The organism is Clostridioides sp. ZZV15-6598, from assembly GCF_020657705.1.
Lineage (GTDB): Bacteria > Bacillota > Clostridia > Peptostreptococcales > Peptostreptococcaceae > Clostridioides > Clostridioides difficile_F.
On sequence record NZ_JAGWCS010000201.1, the window covers coordinates 1 to 4,901 of the forward strand.

6 protein-coding genes are annotated in these 4,901 nt (G+C 26.1%); 3 read left to right on the top strand and 3 right to left on the bottom strand.

Translation table 11 applies throughout. The features are described from left to right. Positions 1-186: 186 nt before the first annotated feature. Entirely contained in the window at positions 187-1,014 is an 828-nt protein-coding gene (locus tag KGF50_RS20330; protein ID WP_227849741.1) for a DUF5780 domain-containing protein, read from the top strand. 411 nt (positions 1,015-1,425) lie between these two features. Here the strand turns inward: KGF50_RS20330 and KGF50_RS20335 are convergent, their stop codons facing one another. Then, a complete protein-coding gene (locus tag KGF50_RS20335) occupies positions 1,426-2,550 on the bottom strand; it encodes a DUF3810 domain-containing protein (protein WP_227849742.1) in 1,125 nt (374 codons plus the stop codon). Positions 2,551-2,747: 197 nt separating this feature from the next. On the opposite strand from KGF50_RS20335, the gene KGF50_RS20340 reads away from it, so the two are divergent. Both KGF50_RS20340 and KGF50_RS20345 read left to right on the top strand, forming a co-directional pair. Then, positions 2,748-2,972: a hypothetical protein gene (locus tag KGF50_RS20340; protein WP_227849743.1), complete on the top strand. Its 225-nt coding sequence runs from the start codon at positions 2,748-2,750 to the stop codon at positions 2,970-2,972. A 44-nt stretch (positions 2,973-3,016) separates the two neighbouring features. Further along, entirely contained in the window at positions 3,017-3,541 is a 525-nt protein-coding gene (locus KGF50_RS20345) for a GNAT family N-acetyltransferase (protein ID WP_227849744.1), read from the top strand. Positions 3,542-3,656: 115 nt separating this feature from the next. On the opposite strand, the gene KGF50_RS20350 is transcribed toward KGF50_RS20345, so the two are convergent. Then, the gene (locus tag KGF50_RS20350) at positions 3,657-3,803 is read right to left on the bottom strand and encodes a hypothetical protein (protein ID WP_227434777.1); all 147 of its coding nucleotides are present in this window, start codon (positions 3,801-3,803) and stop codon (positions 3,657-3,659) included. Between the two features lie 138 nt (positions 3,804-3,941). Beyond that, on the bottom strand, positions 3,942-4,868 hold the full coding sequence (locus KGF50_RS20355; protein WP_227849745.1) for an AEC family transporter: 927 nt from the start codon (positions 4,866-4,868) through the stop codon (positions 3,942-3,944). Positions 4,869-4,901: the final 33 nt, after the last annotated feature.

The following is a 4,901-nucleotide window of genomic DNA, read 5'->3' on the forward strand; positions in this document are numbered from 1 at the left end:
AATTCTATATTTATCCTAATAAAATTATATTTACTAAAATGAAAATTACAACAGTAGTATTGTAATATAATTACTATTATGGTAATATTTAGTTACTAAAACTATTGATGTATTATGTTAACATAAATATTAATGAATTTTACAAAATGTTTTAGTAAAGATTAATAATAGAAAGGAGAGCAAACTATGGGATATAAAAAAATATCTAGCTTGTCTATTTTGGTTATTGCTTTATTGGTTACTGGCACGACAAAGGCCTTTTCTCTTAATACAACCAATTCAGAACAAACAAGTGTATACTTAACAAATTTAGAAAGTACTTCAACACAGAAAGTTTTAGATATTTCAAATAGCAAAGGTATTGCCAATAACAAAAATCTTCCACTAGCCATAAACAATAGCAAAATACAATTTGATGATAGTCCATATCATTGGCCTAGTAATGTTATAAGTTTTAAGAATAACAGTAAAAAGGCAATCATGGATTATGAAATTGTGTGTCTTGCATATGATAAAAACGGAAAACCACTTGAACTATATTGGGATGCTCAAAATGTGGCGACAAATGGAGAAGTAGGAAGTGTTGGGTTTAGTCCAGATGGTCGTGTAGATTATGGCATTGTGGCAGGGATATCTCCTGTATCTGAAAAAGCATACTCACATATTTATAGGAAAATGCAACAATCACCATCAAAGGACATAATAAATATGTTTGAAAAACAACAAGGTAAGGCATGGGTAGAAAAATGGCTGAAAGAATGGCAACAAATGGAGAAGGAATATGCAAAGAAAAATGCAATAGTTCCAGGTAAGAATCAAAATGATGCTTCTCTATTGTTTGATAAATGGAACCAATCAACTGGAAATCATGATGTGAAGTATATTATATCATGCGTAAAGCAAGTAACATTTAACGATGGTAGTGTATGGAAAAATTCAGCATATGAGACTTGGATGAAAGATTTTCAAGGAAAATCAATAGCTACTAATGTATTAGAAAATTACTATAAGTAATATTTGACACTAATAAGATAAAATCAAGTATACACTTAATTGGTGTTAAACCAGTTAAATACTTATTGTTCCAATGGAAATAGACTTTTTTACAGATGCATTTTAATTGTGGAAATGAATCTTATAAATAGATATACAATAGACAGATATACATAAGATTATGGGCATATATCAGATTTTGATAGGTGCTTTTTTTTATTGGATAAAAAAGATAATGAATGATATTTAATTTAGAACTTTTTTAAGGATATATACTATAATTCTTACTTATATTATAAGTATACATGTAGTAAATACTTATGAATAGTTTGTTTTTTTATAATGAATTTATAAAAAACAAACTATTAAATAATATAAAAATAGATAAAAAATAATTATTTTTTATCTATTTTCTATTCTCTATAAGTATTCTTAATTATAAGGATATAACTTATAATAAGTTAGCAATAAATCAACCATTTTACCATAACTTTGAGTGCCTTCAGCAATTCCATTAGCTTTTAAATAAGAATTATTAAACTCATTGGAAATTTTATCAATTTTACCTTCATATCTTTGCCAAAATTCACTATCATTTTTTAAATCCCTACGAACAGACTCGGAAATACCAGCAGAAATATCAGCATATGCATTATAATCAACTTTGCTTAAAGCAGAAGCAGTATAATTTAAGGCCAAAACATAGCCAGAATAATTAAAATCAATATCAGAATGTTTTATTGAAGCGAGATAACCTATAAAGTTAGCCTCATCTTCACTAGCAAATCCCCTCTGATGTGCCATTTCATGACCAACTGTACAAGGAATATATAAGTCAGGGATTGCAATATTCACATTTGCCTCACCTGTAAAGGGAAAATATATACCAGTTATTCCTGTATAGCACATAAGATGTGATGAAATAATATACTTTGGCTTAGAATAACTACCACTAACACTAGGTAAAATATCTAAAATTTTATCATATCCTAATTGAGCTCTATTTATGACACCTTTATAATCTGTATTAGATTTTACAACACCATTTTTATCTTCTAGTGTAAGTTTTCTAGTTTCATTTGCTTTAGTTACCAAAAATTTATATAGCTCAGTAAGTTCTTTAGTACTATGTTGCTTTGATTGTACAGAAGCGTTGTTTTCTAAATTATATTGGTCAATAAGGGTAATCTCAAGTGGAACTCTATTGTAGTTTATACCCCAAAGCACTACGAAAAGAAAATAAACTATTGATAAAATAGATAATATGTTTAAAATAGAATTCTTTAAAAATGTCTCTAAACTCCTACCTTTCTTGAAAATTGTAAAAACAATAGAACATAAAAATAAAAAAATAGATATAACTATTATGTACATTGTAATTTCGTATATGGAAAATGGAAATATTCCTGAAACTTTACTTAATAGTTGTACAATTTTTTTATCTATGGCTTGAGAGTAATATTTTTCAACAATATATGGAATTTTACTTGCTATGAAATTTAAAAACAAAGCAATCGGAAAAAGGATTAAAGAAAAATATTTTATTTTTTTACTCATATTTCACCTCACAGACTTTAATTTATATAAATATATTATATATCAATTAAAGTTATATTGTAAAATAGGTATAGTTATTTATATTTATGACTTTATACTAAATAAATGATAAGTTATAATATATTCATATGAATAAACAATTTGTGTATAACTAATAATAATTAAAAAGATTAATTGTATAAGGAGTAAAAAATATTATGATAATAAAGCTTACTAAAGATAATTTTAATTTTAGATTTAAACAATATGAAGGGATGTTTTTTTATGCTGAAGTAAATGAAGGAGAAGAATCAATTAAATACAAAATAACTAAAGATAAAGATGGAACTGAACTAAAAGAGTTTGGAAGCACACATATAAAGGATAATATGATATATATACCTCAGATAGAAGCATACATAGATTTAAACAGTATAAAATAAAATATTAATTTAAAATGAGGGTTATATTTAAGGGGGAATCCAGTATGAGTAAAGCATTAGATATAACAATAAGACCAGTAAGAAGGGAAGATGCACAAGCGATTAACGAAATGAGAAGAGCATATAATGTTATGAGAAATACACTAGCATTAATGAGTGATAGACTGGATAAAACTATAGCTATGCTAGATTCTCTAGGCGAAAATGATTATATGTTTGTGGCTGAAATTGATAATGATGGAGAAAAAAATGTAATCGGTTTTGCTGGTTTACATGTGAATCCATCTCCAAAATTAAGACATAGTGCAGAACTAGGCATAACTGTTGATGAAAAGTACCATGGTATGGGAGTAGGTCAAAAGCTTATGGAACAACTTTTAGACATAGCAGATAATTGGATTAAGTTGATGAGAGTGGGATTAGAAGTAATTGTAGACAATGAAAAGGGTCTAAAGTTATACAAAAAACTGGGATTTGAAATAGAAGGAACAAAAAAATATGCTGTAATTAGAGATGGAAAATTTGAAGATGTTTATATGATGGGAAGATATAGTAAAGATTTAATTTAACTCATTCCAATAAAAATAGAGAAGTGGAATAGATTATCTATTAATAAAGAATTTTCATTAAAGATAATTTAATATTACTTCTCTATTATATTTTAAAAACTTTATTATCGAAAATTTATAAAAACATTCTATATACAAATAGAATTATTAGCAATATCAAAGCTACTTTAAAAGCTAGACTAGCAACAGTTTTTATAATTTTTACAGAAACGCCTATAGCAACTATAGCAAATACTATTTTAAAGAGTAAATCTATATCCATATTTAAGCCTCCTATTCTATCATACATATAGATATTATTGACAAATATCTAGGAAAAAATTCCATCAATATACTATAATAAATTGTTTATATTTGTAATTTATTGAGTATATCATTATATAATACATAAAAGAATAAATCAAGATAGTAAAAAAATACTTATAAAAGGTATAGATATAACTGAAAATAATGTCGTAAAAAATACACATTGTGAGGCTAATGTTACATTAGAGTCATATTGATTAGCAAATATAGCAGTATTTGCAGCAGCAGGCATAGAAGAAATTACTACTGGTATAGCTAAAATCATTTTATCATTAACCCACCCTTTTAAAATAAAGTATATAATCACAGGAAGTACTAATAATCTTACAATAGTAACTAGATATAATCTTTTATTTACAAAACAATCTATTGCTGAAGAATTAGCAAGTAAACTACCAATAATAATCATAGATATTGGGGTAGTCATATTTCCTAACATCTTAAGTGGATCATTTATAAACTGAGGTAATCTAAGTCCTGTTATAAATAAAAATAAACCAATAACTACTGCTATTGTAGCAGGACTTATAAGTGATTTCATTGAAAATCCTTTAGTGGTGCTACCTTTAGATAATAAGTAAATTCCCAAAGTAAAAGAAAACAAGTTAAATGGCAAATTAAAAATAGCAGTGTAGAATATAGCCTCATGGCCTAGAACTGCTTCAATTACAGGATAACCCATGAAAGCTACATTTGAAAAAACGACTATATACTGATATATCCCCAGGTCTTTTGTGTCTTCACATTTTAAAATGTATTTTAACAAAAAAGCAATTATAATAGAAACTATATACATAACTAAAGATATAAATAATAATAGTAGTATTTTTTGTATCATTTTATTATCAAAGTTAATCTGCATAGAACTAATTATCATAGATGGTAAAAAAATAGTCATTGTCAAATTTGAAAGTTTAGATGTACAGTGTTCATCTAATAAGTTGAATTTTCTGACAAAATATCCTACTAAAATAATTATAAATAAAACTGCAACTTGAATAAAAATATTGCTGAAATTCATAAAATGTCCCCCCCTATATATACATTATATACC